Raw genomic sequence first — 14,311 nt, forward strand, 5'->3', positions numbered from 1 at the left:
TATCTTTTGGCCCGTAAATTTCTCTATTTTGTCGCAGGCATGGTCGTTCTCGTGCTCGCCGGCGCGTTTGTTTTTCAGGTCTATGGCGACGAGCTGATGGAAGTGGCCTTCGTGCCCGACACAGAATTCACGGCGCAGGAAGTGCTGGAAAATAATGTCTATGCCGATACCGGCATGTGGCTGGCGCGACCGGAACTGGTGAAGGGTAACCCTGCTCTCTGGTTGCCGGCAGGATATGAAGACACGGACGAACCCTTTCCGGAGGCGAAGAAAGCCGCCGTCTTTTTCATTCACCCCACCTCCTTTCTGAAGAAAGACCGCTGGAACGCGCCGCTGGATGACGTGGAATCGCAGGCGCGGGCTCGGATATTCCTGCGCGGACAGGCCAGCGCGTTCAACGCCATCGGCACTGTCTGGGCACCACGCTACCGGCAGGCGACTCTGGGCGCCTTTCTGACCGAGAAAAAGGAAGGCCAGCAGGCGCTGGATGCCGCCTATCAGGATGTGTTGGCCGCCTTTGACTATTTTGTCGCGGAGATCCCGAGTGATCAGCCGATCATATTGGCAGGCCACAGCCAGGGCAGCCTGCATCTGACCAATTTGCTCAAAGACCGGGTAGCGGGAACACCGCTCGCCAACCGGATTGTCGCCGCTTATGTTGTCGGCTGGCCGGTTTCTGCCGAGAATGACATCCCGGAAATGGGCCTCGATATTTGCGAAGCCCCCGACCAGACCCGCTGCATATTGAGCTGGCAAAGCTTTGCAGAACCCGCCGATTATGAGCGGATCATCAAGGTCTATGACACCACCATCGGTTTCAATGGCCATCCGCGCCAGGACACCGCTCTGCTCTGCACCAACCCGATCAACGGTGACATCAATAGCTCTGCGCCGGCGACAGCCAATCTCGGGACACTGGTTCCTAATGATGATCTCAGCGAAGCAAGCCTGACCATCGGGTCAGTACCGGCCAGATGTGATGACCGGGGCTTTCTGCTGATCGGTGATCCGCCGGAAATAGGCCCCTATGCCCTGCCCGGCAATAATTACCATGTCTACGATTATAGCCTGTTCTGGGCCAATGTTCGCGCCGATGCGCGCCGGAGGATAACAGCATTTCAGGCACGTTAATCTCCGATGATGTCGCGGCATTCAATGCGGCCCTGCCCGACTGCGGCAGGCTGCTCGGTCTCGATATCGGCACAAAGACCGTCGGCATGGCATTGTGCGATTCGCACTGGACCTTCGCAACGGCAGCGGAAACGATAGAGCGGCGCAAATTCTCCAAGGATCTTGAACGGATCAAGACGGTGATTGCCGAACAGAATATCGTCGGGCTTGTCGCTGGACTGCCGCTCAATCTTGATGGCAGCCAGAGCCAGCAAACCCAGGCAGCGCGATCTTTTGCGCAAAATCTCAAACCGCTAGGTCTGCCGATATTATTGTGGGACGAGCGATGGAGCACGCAGGCCGTCACCCGCGATCTTATTGCATCGGACGTCAGCCGGAAAAAACGGGCCAAGGTCGTCGACAAGATGGCCGCCGCCTATATTTTGCAAGGAGCCATCGACAGGCTTGCCGCGCTGTCATGATGACTCTATAGAACCCGCTTTAATGACATCGATAAAAACCGCATCGTCGCAATCCTTTCCAGCCGGATCGGATGCTTTCCCCCATCGTCATCTATTGGGCATCGCCGGGCTTCATCCCTGGGAGATATTATTTCTGCTCGAGGAGGCCAAACAATGGGTCGATCTCAACAAAAAATCCAGCAAGCATGCGAACAAGCTGGATGGCCTGACCGTCATCAATGCGTTTTTCGAAAATAGCACCAGAACCCTGCTTTCCTTTGAAATTGCCGGAAAACGGATGGGCGCGGATGTGGTCAATATGCACGCGGCGCAATCAAGCATCAAAAAGGGCGAAACGCTGATCGACACGGCGGTTACGCTCAATGCGATGAAGGCTGACGCAATCGTCATCCGCCACGGCAGTTCGGGCGCGGTGCAATTAATTGCCGACAAGGTCGACTGTCCGGTGCTCAACGCCGGTGACGGCAGCCACGAACATCCGACGCAGGCACTGCTCGACGCCCTCACTATCCAGCGGCGCAAGGGCGAGATCAGCGGGCTGACAGTTACCATTTGTGGCGACGTGATGCACAGCCGGGTGGCACGATCCAATATCTATTGTCTGACCACGCTTGGCGCAAAAGTAAGGGTTTGTGGGCCTCCTTCCCTGCTGCCCGCCGCGCTTGACCGGTTCAATGTCGAGGTATTCAGCAATTTTGACGAGGCTCTTAATGGCAGCGATGTCGTGATGATGCTCCGGCTGCAGAATGAACGCATGAATGGCGATTTCATCCCCAGCCCGCGCGAATATCATTATCTCTACGGGCTGACCCGGGAACGGCTGATGCTGGCCAACAAGGACGCGCTGGTGATGCACCCCGGACCGATGAACCGCGGCGTCGAGATTGACAGCGATGTTGCCGATGACCTGAGCCATTCCGCTATAACCGAACAAGTCGAAATGGGCGTTGCCGTGCGGATGGCCTGTCTGGACATACTCACCCGCAAATCCCGCGGCGTGGAGGGCTGGTCATGAACAAGATTTTTACCAACGCACGCCTGATGTTGCCGGGCGAAGAACAGCCTCAGCTAGGCCGATTGATCATCGACGGTGATCGCATCGCTTCAACCGATGACGGCACCGACAAGCAAACGGGCGAAGAAATAGACTGCAAGGGCCGATTATTGGCGCCGGGCATCGTCGATCTCGGTGTTTTCGCTATCGACAAGCCGGCTTTCCATTATGGCGGGATCACCCGGGCCGCCTTGATGCCCGATCAGTTTCCGGTTCTGGATCTGCCCGCGATCATCAAACATAATGCGGTTGAAGGCAAACCGGACCTGTGGTCGCACCCGATAGCCGCGGCGACCAAGGGACTGGCCGGAACACAGCTGGCCGAAATCGGCTTGATGAAACGGTCGGGCGCCAAAGCGGTTGCCACCGGCCGGCAATGGATCGCTGACAGCGGACTGATGCTCAAGCTGATGCAATATTGCCGGTCGCTGGATTTGCCGTTGATCGTGCACAGCGAGGATGCGGGGCTGACCGGTGGTGCGGTTGCTACCAATAGTGAAACCGCAACCCGGCTGGGACTATCCAGCGCCACCGCGGCGGCAGAGGCCATCTCCATCGCCCGGGATATCGCCTTGGTTCGCGAAACCGGAGCCCATGTCCATTTTCGACAAGTCACCACAGAAGACGGCTTGAACCTGATCCGCGCCGCCAAAGCCGAGAATCTTCCGGTAACCTGCGGCATCACGCCCGCACATCTGCTTTTGTCCGATATCGCGATCAATGATTTCCGGACATTTACCCGGCTATCGCCGCCGTTGAGGAGCGACGAGAATCGCCTCGCCTGTATCGCTGCAGTAAAGGACGGCACAATCGATGTCATCGCATCGGGTCACGATCCCCGCGGCGCCGCAGACAAAAGATTACCATATGCAGAAGCAGCACCGGGCATGGCGGGCGCAGAGACCCTGCTGGCACTTTCCTTGACGCTGGTGCGCGACGGGACAATTTCCATTGGCCGGCTGTTCGAGCTCCTGTCCACCAATCCGGCAAAAATTCTGGCGGTAGACGCGGGCATATTGCAGCCGGGATATCAGGCCGATTTCATCCTGATCGACGAAGACAGTCCTTGGCAGGTTGATACCAGGAAGATGGCAGCAGCAGCAGGCAATACGCCATTTGATGGCCTACCCGTTCAGGGCCGCGTAACCGCCATATATAAAGGCGGCAGAGCCTATTAGCTCCACCGCCTTCATGCGATTTTGATGATCGGTATAAACTAGCGTGAAGCTAGTTTTTTCGGTGCCTTGCTGGCCATACGGGTCGGGGCGGAGTGGCTGCCCGGTGCCTGACGCACGATGCAGTTGCTACCCTTGGCCTTGATACCGGCACACATGGCTTCCGCTGTTTGCGCATTACCAAAACCGACTGCCGCCAGGCGGTACAGGGTCTTGCCCTTCACATTGATCCGCGAACTTGCATATTCGAAAGATTTCAGCTCGCTGTTCCGGGCAGACATAATCCCCCAGGCGCGTTTGGCACCTTCAGCCGACGAGAAGGCGCCCAGCTGGACCATATGCGTTCCCGCTACCGAAGAGGCAGGCTTCGCGGCTGGCTGGTAGGCCACTTTTTGTACCGCAGGCTTGGCCACTGGCTTGGCCACTGCCGTGGTCACAGGAGCGATTGCCGTTGTTTTCGCTGCTGCCTGACTGGCCGGGACGGATACGGTCGCAACCTTGACGTTATTTTCCTTGGCCAGGAAATCCACATCATTGCCGGCCTTTGGAGCCGGGCCTACGGCCGCTAGCGGGCTGTTGCGGTCAAAGCTCGCCACTTCACGACCATAATCTTCATCGGAAGAGGCAGCAACACTGACCGGCACCTGCGTTGGCGAAAGCGCGAGTTGAACCGGTTGACCCGGATCGTTGGCGACCGGATTGACGTTCAGCACTGTCGCAACGCGTGTTTCATAGGCGCCGGGACGGGCCATTTGGGCCCACTGCATCACGCGTTCGTTGACCGAAGCCGGTGACACATCCTGAACAGCCATCAACTTGGCTTCTTTCCAGCGACCGTCCAGAGCATAAGCCAGACCCAGATTCTGGCGTGTGCGGCCAGTGACATTGGATTCGCGGATGGCTTGTTCCAGCACCTCGATCGCGGTCTTGCTGTCGCCGGTGAGCGCCAGAGCGAGCCCGTAGTCAGCGGCAGGAATATATTGACGATTGTTGACGACGAGCGCTTTTGCCTTGTCGACCTTGCCTTGACCCAATTGAGCAAGACTCAGGCTGAGGATAGTGCGCGCATCGTTTTTGCCCAATTCCATGGCATCCTGAAAGCTGCGTTCCGCGGAAGCCATCCGTCCGGCGGACAAATAGGCCTGAGCCAACAGCGCCCGCGTTTCAGGATCGCTGCCAACTCCGGCAACCGAGCGTTCGGCATAGACAATCGCCGCTTCGACATCGCCCTTCGCCAGCGCCTTTTCGGCCTTCTTGGCATATTTGGCACCATCCTTGACCGTTGCCGTACCCGACACGGATGCGACAGAGCCGCCACCAAAGGGACCACAACCGGTCAACACGGTGGCGAACACCATGGAGGAAGCAGCCATTTTCAAAATCACATCGCGTTTCATTTCTATGCCCTCGCAATAATAGTCAGTCTTATTAATTCAAAATTCGCTTCAAGCCCTGTTCAAGCAGCCCCACGCGACGGTATGCGCTCGGCCAATCCCTCCAACTCGGGGATAGACCTCAAATATTCGTCCACAGCTTTGGTTACCAATTGCTGCGCAGAGATGTTCTTTACCGCCGTCGCCAACCGCAGTTTCAAATGCCGGTCCGGGTCCATCCGGAGGGTGAACGCAGTCGTTGCCTTCCGCGTCCGGGATTTCGTGGCCGGACGAGGCTTTTTGATTTGGCGCTTCTGTTCTTTCGCCGTTTCCGACACCGTCGAACTTTCAACCAGTGGCTGAACTTCGCGGGTAATTGGCAGCGGCACCGGAGCAGCGACGGATTTTTCTTCGACCTTTGGCGCCTCGATTTTAATGGCGGGTTTCTTCGCCAGTTTGGCCGCAATTTCTTCCTGCTGATGCCTGACAACGGAGCCAGGATTTGGAATCGCGCCAGCCAGAGGATTATGGTGAATATGCTCTACCGGATGCGCGTCATGATCAGGGTCAACATCGTAACCCATGTCATTCCAGCCCAGATCTTCATGTGCATCACTATCGTGATCCAATGAATTGTCGGGAAAATGCGTAAAGCCCTGACGACGCATCGCCGGCTTCGCACCACCTTTTCGGGCCAATAGACTGGACGAAAGGGACGCCTGTGGTTTTGGTTCGCTCATTTTTTCAGCCCCTGCCATCAAGAACCAACGACCCGCCGGCCAAAATTGCCGCCCGGACGTTGAACGCCTTGATTGACATTCTGCGCCATTGCCGGCGCACTAAAGATTGTCCGGCGGAAGTTTTTCTCGAGCCGGTCAGAAATATAAGTCCAGAGATGCACGATTTCCTGAGCCGACCGCCCTTTTGGATCAACTTCCATGACGGTGCGGCCATCAATCATCGACCCGGCAAAATCCGTGCGATGATGGACGGTAATCGGGGCTACCGTGCCATGCTGGGAGAGGGCAACCGCCGCTTCGGAGGTAATCTTCGCTTTCGGCGTAGCGCCATTCACGACGAACAGCAGTGGTTTGCCGGCGCGTTCACAAAGGTCGACGGTCGCGCCAACAGCGCGGAGATCATGCGGGCTGGGTCGGGTCGGTATGACGATAAGTTCCGCGACGGATATAACGCTCTGGATCGCCATGGTGATCGCCGGCGGCGTATCGATGACGGCCAGTTTGAAACCCTGCTGACGCAAGATCGCTAGATCGGAAGCAAGCCGGGATACGGTGGTTTGCGCGAATGCCGGCAAATCCGCTTCCCGTTCGTTCCACCAGTCAGCAAGCGAACCCTGCGGATCGATGTCGATCAATACAACGGGGCCAGCCCCGGCCAGTTGTGCCTGTACAGCCAGATGGCCCGACAATGTAGTTTTGCCGGAACCGCCTTTTTGCGAAGCCATCGCTAGAACTCGCACGCTCTTCCCCTTATTCATCACAGGCAGAATTTGCCCGAAAATTTCTATTCGGGTGCTTTTGTGACAGAGCAGGGCTAAAATAGGGTTAACAAGTTCACGACGATTTTGAGTTTGTAAAAAAAAATTTACCTCTTTCCGTCAAGAAATGGATGAACGACGCCTCCAGTTTCTGCTAGACTTCAAGAGTTCCAGCGGTTTAGCACAGCGGAAACGGCAAGCATCACATCGTAATTGTTATTTGATCACCAAGGAATAAACCATGAAAACGGCCAACCGTCCCATCACTCATTTGCTTGGCATCATGCTCATTGCGGCTGCTGCTCCAGCCTTGGCGGATGTAAAAGCTGGCGTCGATGCATGGGGACGCGGTGATTTTGCAACGGCGATCAACGAGTGGCGCGGCCCTGCCGACAAAGGCGATGCCGATGCGCAGTTCAATCTCGGGCAAGCCTATAAACTGGGTCGCGGTGTGCCGCAGGATTTGCGGCAAGCGGAGCAATGGTACAAGAAAGCCGCAGACCAGGGCCATCTGCAAGCCAATGACAATTATGGCCTGATATTATTCCAGAACAACCGCCGGGAAGAAGCCCTGCCCTACTTGCAAGCATCCTCCGACCGGGGCGAACCGCGGGCTCAATATGTATTGGGCACCGGTCATTTTAACGGCGACTTTGTCGAAAAAGACTGGGTCAAGGCCTATGCGCTCATGACCCGGGCATCGGCGCAGGAACTGCCGCAGGCAACCTCCAACCTCGCCCAGATGGATCGCTTCATTCCGGTCGAGGACCGGCGCCGCGCGATCGAACTGGCTGGTCAGATGGAGCAAGACGAGAAGCGCGTGAGAACAGCGCAAATCGGCGGCTTTCGCCCGGTCCAGTCGACCGGAGCGGTGCAGACAGCACAATTACCGCCTTCGCAGCCCGCTCTGCCCGATCCGGTTCCGGCGCCCGGTCCGATCACTCCCGGCGTAACTTATGCTCCCAGTCCGAAACCTGCACCAGCAACGCCTGTCGCGACCTCCGCTCCGGTACGCACGGCTGCGGCTGGCGACTGGCGGGTACAACTCGGCGCGTTCAGCGACGAGAATAAAGCCAAAACCCTATGGACCAAGCTGGAAGGCAGCGTTTCCGCTCTCGCGGGAATGCAGCCTTATCTGGTCAGAGCCGGTGGAATCACCCGTTTGCAAGCTGGGCCATTTGCGACCCAGGCGCAGGCCGATTCAGTATGCGGCAGCGTGAAAGCCTCCGGCAATGATTGCATCACCAAACGGAACTAGGGCCAAACGGAACTAGGTTGGGGCTATCAGACTGCGATTATTGGCTGACCCACTGGTCCGCCGCTATGCCCTGAATATATAATAGCGCCGTCAGATCATTATATCTGATCGCTACATCCGCCGCTTGAGCGGCCTTTGGCTTCGCGTGATAGGCGACCCCTAGGCCGGCTCTTTGCAGCATCGGAATATCATTCGCGCCGTCACCCACCGCGATGGTTTGTTCCAATGGCAGGCCTGCCGCATCCGATGCCGTCTGAAGCACTTCAACTTTCCGGGTCGAATCGACGATCGGTCCGTCCAGCCCTCCGGTCAGCACACCGGCAGCTTCTCCCAGAACATTGGCGTGAAATGACTTGAAGCCAATGGCTTGCGCGACAGGTTTGGCAAATTTTGTAAAACCTCCCGATACGAGAATCGTTTCTGCTCCGCGCTGTGCCATCGTTCTGACCAGCATCTCGGCGCCCGGCATGATTTTTACCCGTTCATCCAGACATTGCTGGATCGCCGAAGTGTTCAATCCCTTCAGAAGCGCCACCCTGCCCCGTAGAGCTTCTTCGAAATCCAGTTCGCCCTGCATCGCCCGTTCGGTGATTTCCGCAATCTGTGCCTTGATACCGGCATAATCTGCCAGTTCATCGATACATTCGACCGTGATCATCGTGCTGTCCATGTCAGAGATCAGCAGCTTTTTGAGACGGTTTGCTTCGGGTTGCACCGCGATATCAACGCCATTGCCAATCATTTCCAGACGCGCGCGCGCTGCGACCGGGTCGCCATCGAAGAAAATATCGAGTACGCGCCCATCGATCAACTCCGACTGACGAATGATGGTGGCATCGGCTCTGCCCAGACTGATGTTTGCAGACTGAATATCTCTCTCATTCAGAGATTCTTTTGCTATGAGCGTGGCGATGAACATGATTTCTCCGAAACTGGACAAGAATGTCGCGCTGATCGTCGGACCGACGGCCAGCGGTAAATCCGCCTTGGCATTGGAGCTTGCCAAAAAGCAAGCCTCGGTGATCATCAATGCGGACAGCGCCCAGGTCTATCGCGACCTCAGGATCCTCAGTGCGCGCCCGAGCGAGGAAGAAATGGGCGGAATCGAGCATCAACTGTTCGGCTATATCGACGGCGACGAGGCCTGTTCAGCCGCGCGTTGGGCTCATGACGCCAAGACGGCAATCGCGGCAGCCCACGAACGCGATATCCTGCCGATACTGGTTGGTGGCACCGGCCTATATGTCCGGATACTCCTCGACGGCATTGCGCCAATTCCTGAAATCGCTCCGGAAATCCGGCAGGAAATCAGGGAAATGGAACTATTGGAAGCATATCACGCCCTGCAGATGCTCGATCCCGTTTCGGCGGACAGATTGAACCCGAGTGATATCACCCGCATCCAGCGGGCGCTGGAAGTGATCCGGTCGACCGGCAAGCCGCTGGACCATTGGCAAAAGCACAAGACGGGCGGCATTGGCGAGAATATCAAATTGCATTCGCTGGTTCTGCTACCGCCGCGCGAATGGCTCTATCAGCGCTGTGACTTGCGATTGCACCAGATGATGGCGGAAGGCGCCGCGGACGAAGTAGAAAATCTTCTGCAACGCGACTTGCCGCCAAATCTGCCGGTTATGCGGGCGATCGGGGTGGCTGACATCGCGGCCTGGATCGCTGGTGACATCAGCCGGGAAGCCGCGGTAGAGCAGGCACAGACGGCGACCCGGCAATATGCGAAGCGCCAATATACGTGGTTCCGCAACCAAAGCCCGTCCGAATGGCCAAGGCTTGAAGAACCATTAAATAACGATTTTGATGAGATAATTGAAACTATATTACGTGATTAACCCTTGACATAACATATTCAGATATGTAGCGACCCCCGAATTAACTAAGCCTTGCCTATTGTGTTGCGGTGCATCATGGCGGGGCAACAGCGCAAACAGACAGCTAATGGAGCATGATGTGGCCGAAAAAAGCGGCGCCGATATATTGGTCGAAACCCTGTTGGATCTGGGCGTGGATACCGTTTTCGGCTATCCGGGCGGCGCGGTGCTTCCCATTTATGACGCGCTCTACGAGCATCCGAAAATGAAGCATATTCTGGTGCGTCACGAGCAAGCCGCGACCCATGCGGCAGAAGGCTATGCCCGTTCGACCGGCAAACCCGGCGTCGTGCTAGTTACGTCCGGCCCGGGTGCGACCAATGCCGTTACCGGTATTACCGATGCTCTGATGGACAGCATTCCGATGGTCGTCATCACCGGTCAGGTCGCAACCAATCTGATCGGCACGGACGCCTTTCAGGAGGCCGATACGGTCGGTATCACGCGCCATTGCACCAAACATAATTATCTGGTGAAAAAGCCTTCCGATCTGGCGCAAGTCGTTCAGGAAGCCTTCCATATCGCCACCCAGGGCCGCCCCGGCCCAGTGGTCATCGATATTCCCAAGAATGTCCAGGTTGCAGCGGCAGAATATAGCAGCAATGCAACCCGGGCCAATACCCGCTATCAGCCCCAGACCGAGGGTGATTTCAAGGCGATCAATAGCTTCGCCGAAATGATCATGAACGCCAAAGCGCCGATCCTCTATACCGGTGGCGGCATCATCAACAGCGGTCCGAAGGCCAGTGAAACCCTGCGCGAACTGGCCGAATTGCTCGGATGCCCGGTAACCTCGACGCTTATGGGACTGGGCGCATTCCCGGCTTCGTCAGACAAATGGCTTGGCATGCTCGGCATGCATGGCACGTTTGAAGCCAATATGGCGATGAACAAGGCCGACCTTGTGATCTGCCTTGGCGCCCGTTTCGACGACCGGATTACCGGACGGCTTGACGCTTTCTCGCCCAACAGCAAGAAAATCCATGTCGATATCGACCGTTCGTCGATCAACAAGACCGTTCGGGTCGATTTGCCGGTTGTCGGCGATGTCGGCCGGGTGATGGAACAATTGATCGCGGTGCTCAAGGGCCGCCGCTTTACGACACCGGACCATGGTGAATGGTGGTCGCGGATCACCGGCTGGCGGGCAACCAATTGTCTCGATTATCCCGAGAGCAAGACGGAAATCATGCCGCAGGAAGCCATTCGCAAATTGTGGGAAGCCACTCACAAGCGCTCGCCGATCATCACAACCGAAGTCGGCCAGCACCAGATGTGGGCCGCGCAGCATTTCGATTTTGAAAGCCCTAACAAATGGCTGACCAGCGGTGGACTTGGCACCATGGGCTATGGCCTGCCTGCCGCGATTGGCGCGCAGCTCGGCAACCCCGATGCTCTGGTCATCGATATTGCCGGTGAAGCGTCGATCCAGATGAATATCCAGGAGCTCGGCACCGCCACACAATATCGGTTGCCGGTGAAGATTTTCATCCTCAACAATGAATATATGGGCATGGTCCGCCAATGGCAGGAACTGACCTATGAAAGCCGTTATTCAAATAGTTATAGCGATAGTCTACCAGATTTTGTGAAGCTCGCTGAAAGCTATGACTGGACCGGCATCCGGATTGAGGATCCCGCTGATCTTGAAGCTGGGATACAGAAAATGCTCGAAACCGACGGTCCCGTAATGGTTGATTGCCGCGTCGCTCAGCTGGCTAACTGTTTCCCGATGATCCCGTCCGGTGCAGCCCATACAGAGATGCTTCTGACCGAAGCCGACGTAAAGGGCACGATGGACGACCAAGCAAAGGCTCTTGTCTGATGCATATTTACGAAGAAGCCGTTGAACGTCACGTTCTTGCCGTTCTGGTCGATAATGAAGCCGGTATATTGGCGCGTATCGCGGGCATGTTCACCGCGCGCGGCTATAATATCGACAGCCTGACTGTCGCCGATATCAGCGAAGATCATGCCGTGAGCCGGATCACTATCGCCACTAATGGCCCGCCGCATGTGATCGAGCAGATCATTGCCCAGCTGGACAGGCTTGTTCCGGTGCACAGCGTGCGCGACCTGACCGAATCCGGACCGCATGTGCAGCGCGAGCTGGCGCTGGTAAAAGTCGCCGGCAAGGGCGAGCATCGTATAGAAGCCATGCGGCTGGCGGATATTTACCGCGCCCGGGTCGTCGACGCGACGACCGAAAGCTTTGTCTTCGAGATTACCGGAGCGCCGGAAAAAATCGAGACATTTGTCGGCTTGATGCGCGAAGTCGGCCTGGTCGAAGTTGGCCGGACCGGCGTCGTTGCCATTGGCCGGGGGCCAGATCCTGCATGAGCGAGATATTGCTCCTGCTGGCTGCGATACTGGGACTTGCGACGTTGTTTGTTCATTCCATTCTCGGAGAGAAATATCTTATCGGCCCGCTGGTAAATTCCGGCGAAGGAGTCATGCGGAAGGATCTTTCCCAACAGGTCGTCCGCTTTGCATGGCATTTGACCAGCCTTTTGGGATTGATCGCCATTTATATACTGGCAAAAGGCGCCTATGATTTTGCAGCCGCGGATATCGCTCTGCTGGCGGTCACGGGATCAGTATTTTTAGTCGCCGGCATTTACGATGCCATTGTTACCAAGGGCAAACATATCGGCTGGCCTATGCTAGCCGGAGTGGGCGCCCTTACTCTATTCGCCATCATCTGAAATTTAAGGAAGAAAAATGAAAGTCTATTATGACGCCGACGCTGACCTCGGCCTGATCACCGGTAAGAAAATCGCGATTGTCGGTTACGGCAGCCAGGGCCATGCCCATGCCCAGAACCTCCGCGACAGCGGCGTCAAGGAAGTCGCCATTGCGCTACGCGCCGGTTCAGCCACCGCGAAAAAGGCCGAAGGCGCCGGTTTCCAGGTCATGACCAACGCCGAAGCTGCGAAATGGGCGGATATCGTCATGGTCCTCGCGCCGGACGAGCATCAGGCTGCCATTTATGCCGATGACCTGCACGCGAACATGAAAGAGGGCGCTGCCCTTGCTTTCGCTCACGGTCTCAACGTCCATTTCGGCCTGATCGAGCCACGCGAAGATCTCGATGTAATCATGATCGCTCCAAAAGGCCCCGGCCATACGGTGCGTAGCGAATATCAGCGCGGCGGCGGCGTTCCCTGCCTGATCGCGATTGACCGCGACGCATCCGGCAATGCCCATGACGTGGCTCTTGCTTATGCATCCGGCGTCGGCGGCGGACGTTCGGGTATCATCGAAACCAATTTCCGCGAGGAATGCGAAACCGATCTGTTCGGTGAACAAGCCGTACTTTGCGGTGGTATCACCCATCTGATCCAGGCAGGTTTCGAAACCCTGACCGAAGCAGGCTATGCTCCGGAAATGGCCTATTTCGAATGTCTGCACGAAACCAAGCTTATCGTCGACCTGCTCTATGAAGGCGGGATTGCGAATATGCGCTATTCCATCTCCAATACTGCAGAATATGGCGATATCACCAGCGGCCCGCGGGTTATCACTTCGGAAACCAAAGCGGAGATGAAGCGGATTCTGGAAGATATCCAGTCAGGCCGTTTCGTGAAAAACTTCGTGCTCGACAACCGCGCCGGTCAACCGGAACTGAAGGCCGCTCGCAAGCAGGCTGCAGCGCATCCGATCGAGGAAACCGGTGCTCAGCTCCGCGCCATGATGCCATGGATCGGCGCCAACAAGCTGGTTGATAAAGAAAAGAACTAAAAGGCAGCGAGACCGGGTGACCGAATTTCAGGTCGCCCGGTCGCGAGCCGCAGCGAAGTTCAACAATTCCTCGGCCACATCACGATCGCAGGCTTTTACCAGTTCCCTGACCACATTGGTCAGGCTGCCACTTTGATCAACAGTTTTCGACGCCATGCTCCATCCGGGAAACTGTCTCCGGACGATCACACCGCTCTTCAACCGGAAAATTGCATGATGCCGTTTATCCAGGGATATTCGGGCAAATGTCTCCTCAACCCGGTCTTCATTCCCTTCGAGATACTGCAAAAAACGCTTGTGATCCTGAATCAATATACCGGTGATGCCATTGCGATTGTTGTTCCTAGTCGCCGCTGCCAGCATCGCATCCAGATCTTCCCTGGATAGCGGACGCTTGGGCGTGCTCATATAAACGAGTCGATACATTCCACAGCCCTCCCGTAGCCTCGAATTGGTATCGATAGTATATCTACCGTAAAGAATTACAACATATAGAGAAATATGGTTTCCCGCGGCGTTATGCCCGCGCCGTTTTTATCCAGTCCAGCGCTGTTATCGGTCGAACAATGCGATCCGCGGGAATGCGATCCGACCATCATCAGAAGCCCGCCCAAGGCGTGCCCGAGCCAATCAGAAAGTCGCGCCGGCTCAAAAAAATCGTCCTGCACGGTTGCTTTATCTGCCAGTCTGAATAGATAGAGCAGCATGACACGGTCAAAAGCTCTTCTGCTACT

At 56.4% G+C, this 14,311-nt stretch carries 15 protein-coding genes; 10 read left to right on the plus strand and 5 right to left on the minus strand.

Going from position 1 to position 14,311, the window contains the following annotated elements:
• Positions 1-6 precede the first annotated feature (6 nt).
• From AAC060_RS07645 to AAC060_RS07660, 4 genes are read left to right on the plus strand one after another with little or no spacing between them, the layout of a single operon-like run.
• Positions 7-1,131 carry a DUF3089 domain-containing protein gene (locus AAC060_RS07645; protein WP_339824528.1) on the plus strand — a complete coding sequence of 375 codons (1,125 nt, stop codon included), beginning with the start codon at positions 7-9 and terminating at the stop codon, positions 1,129-1,131.
• A complete protein-coding gene (ruvX, locus tag AAC060_RS07650; RefSeq protein ID WP_339824744.1) occupies positions 1,131-1,592 on the plus strand; it encodes a Holliday junction resolvase RuvX in 462 nt (153 codons plus the stop codon). The genes AAC060_RS07645 and ruvX overlap by 1 nt, the downstream gene beginning before the upstream one ends.
• 22 nt (positions 1,593-1,614) lie before the next feature.
• Positions 1,615-2,607: an aspartate carbamoyltransferase catalytic subunit gene (locus AAC060_RS07655; protein ID WP_339824531.1), complete on the plus strand. Its 993-nt coding sequence runs from the start codon at positions 1,615-1,617 to the stop codon at positions 2,605-2,607.
• Positions 2,604-3,824, plus strand: coding sequence for a dihydroorotase (locus tag AAC060_RS07660; RefSeq protein WP_339824533.1), 1,221 nt, complete (start codon positions 2,604-2,606; stop codon positions 3,822-3,824). The genes AAC060_RS07655 and AAC060_RS07660 overlap by 4 nt, the downstream gene beginning before the upstream one ends.
• Before the next feature lie 38 nt (positions 3,825-3,862).
• On the opposite strand, the gene AAC060_RS07665 is transcribed toward AAC060_RS07660, so the two are convergent.
• Genes AAC060_RS07665 through AAC060_RS07675 form a run of 3 tightly spaced genes read right to left on the minus strand, consistent with a single transcriptional unit; the run spans position 3,863 to position 6,674 of the window.
• Positions 3,863-5,218 carry an SPOR domain-containing protein gene (locus AAC060_RS07665; RefSeq protein ID WP_339824536.1) on the minus strand — a complete coding sequence of 452 codons (1,356 nt, stop codon included), beginning with the start codon at positions 5,216-5,218 and terminating at the stop codon, positions 3,863-3,865.
• A gap of 59 nt (positions 5,219-5,277) precedes the next feature.
• A complete protein-coding gene (locus AAC060_RS07670) occupies positions 5,278-5,934 on the minus strand; it encodes a hypothetical protein (protein WP_339824539.1) in 657 nt (218 codons plus the stop codon).
• A gap of 17 nt (positions 5,935-5,951) precedes the next feature.
• On the minus strand, positions 5,952-6,674 hold the full coding sequence (locus AAC060_RS07675) for a ParA family protein (RefSeq protein WP_339824542.1): 723 nt from the start codon (positions 6,672-6,674) through the stop codon (positions 5,952-5,954).
• 259 nt (positions 6,675-6,933) lie between these two features.
• Here AAC060_RS07675 and AAC060_RS07680 point away from each other — a divergent pair, with 259 nt between their 5' ends.
• A complete protein-coding gene (locus AAC060_RS07680; RefSeq protein ID WP_339824545.1) occupies positions 6,934-7,950 on the plus strand; it encodes an SPOR domain-containing protein in 1,017 nt (338 codons plus the stop codon).
• Between the two features lie 37 nt (positions 7,951-7,987).
• On the opposite strand, the gene serB is transcribed toward AAC060_RS07680, so the two are convergent.
• Entirely contained in the window at positions 7,988-8,869 is an 882-nt protein-coding gene (gene serB, locus AAC060_RS07685; RefSeq protein ID WP_339824547.1) for a phosphoserine phosphatase SerB, read from the minus strand.
• On the opposite strand from serB, the gene miaA reads away from it, so the two are divergent.
• The 5 genes from miaA to ilvC all read left to right on the plus strand — a co-directional run bounded on the left by miaA (position 8,862) and on the right by ilvC (position 13,577).
• Complete coding sequence (miaA, locus tag AAC060_RS07690; RefSeq protein WP_339824549.1) at positions 8,862-9,797, plus strand: tRNA (adenosine(37)-N6)-dimethylallyltransferase MiaA; 936 nt, start codon at positions 8,862-8,864, stop codon at positions 9,795-9,797. The genes serB and miaA overlap by 8 nt on opposite strands.
• Positions 9,798-9,915: 118 nt before the next feature.
• Entirely contained in the window at positions 9,916-11,661 is a 1,746-nt protein-coding gene (locus AAC060_RS07695; protein WP_339824551.1) for an acetolactate synthase 3 large subunit, read from the plus strand.
• A complete protein-coding gene (ilvN, locus tag AAC060_RS07700; protein ID WP_339824553.1) occupies positions 11,661-12,176 on the plus strand; it encodes an acetolactate synthase small subunit in 516 nt (171 codons plus the stop codon). Before AAC060_RS07695 ends, ilvN begins: the two co-directional genes overlap by 1 nt.
• Positions 12,173-12,541, plus strand: coding sequence for a hypothetical protein (locus AAC060_RS07705; RefSeq protein ID WP_339824555.1), 369 nt, complete (start codon positions 12,173-12,175; stop codon positions 12,539-12,541). The genes ilvN and AAC060_RS07705 overlap by 4 nt, the downstream gene beginning before the upstream one ends.
• A gap of 16 nt (positions 12,542-12,557) precedes the next feature.
• On the plus strand, positions 12,558-13,577 hold the full coding sequence (gene ilvC / locus AAC060_RS07710) for a ketol-acid reductoisomerase (protein WP_339824557.1): 1,020 nt from the start codon (positions 12,558-12,560) through the stop codon (positions 13,575-13,577).
• Between the two features lie 27 nt (positions 13,578-13,604).
• On the opposite strand, the gene AAC060_RS07715 is transcribed toward ilvC, so the two are convergent.
• On the minus strand, positions 13,605-14,003 hold the full coding sequence (locus AAC060_RS07715; protein WP_339824560.1) for a BLUF domain-containing protein: 399 nt from the start codon (positions 14,001-14,003) through the stop codon (positions 13,605-13,607).
• Positions 14,004-14,311 lie beyond the last annotated feature (308 nt).

The organism is uncultured Parasphingorhabdus sp. (genome assembly GCF_963975555.1).
In the GTDB taxonomy this organism is placed as follows: Bacteria; Pseudomonadota; Alphaproteobacteria; order Sphingomonadales; family Sphingomonadaceae; genus Parasphingorhabdus.